Source organism: Aeromonas piscicola (assembly GCF_000820005.1).
In the GTDB taxonomy this organism is placed as follows: Bacteria; Pseudomonadota; Gammaproteobacteria; order Enterobacterales; family Aeromonadaceae; genus Aeromonas; species Aeromonas piscicola.
Window position 1 is genome coordinate 2,550 of record NZ_CDBL01000030.1, and the last position, 548, is coordinate 3,097.

General features: G+C 60.8%; 2 pseudogenes. Both read left to right on the forward strand.

The annotated features are described in order from the left end of the window. Positions 1-298: pseudogene (locus BN1128_RS04465) on the forward strand (alpha-amylase); the annotation flags it as partial. A 157-nt stretch (positions 299-455) separates the two neighbouring features. Beyond that, positions 456-548 (forward strand): annotated as a pseudogene (locus tag BN1128_RS26140) (lytic transglycosylase domain-containing protein); the annotation flags it as partial.

The following is a 548-nucleotide window of genomic DNA, read 5'->3' on the forward strand; positions in this document are numbered from 1 at the left end:
CCAGCGCAGCGACCTCAAGGGGATGATCCGCTTCCACAATACGGTGCAGGGCCAGCCCATGCAGCTCATCGGCAGCGGCGACTGCTTCGTGCTGTTCAAGCGCGGCAAGCAAGGGCTGGTCGGCATCAACAAGTGTGACTACGAGCAGGAGTACTGGCTCGATACCGCCAAGTTCGAGATGAACTGGTATCGCAACTACAAGGATGTGCTGGATCAGAACGCCGTCATCAATGTGCAGAGCCAGTGGGTACGGGTCGCCATCCCCGCCCGCAGTGCCCGGCTCTGGCTGCAGGAATAAAGAAAGAGGCACCCGACGGGGGCCGCCACTGTGCGGCCCCTCTTTTTTACCGGCTTATTTCAGGCGCGGCGCTCATCGGCCGCTTGTTCTGCCAGCGCCATGATGCTTTACTCAACAAGGCTAACGAGGCCAAGGGAGCAAGCCGTTGAAAGCATGGATGTTGATGGGATTGATCCCGCTGTTTTCCCCGCCCGGCTGGAGCCAGACTCCCCCGCCGGCCGAGGTGGTGATCCTGACCACAGAGTCGCAG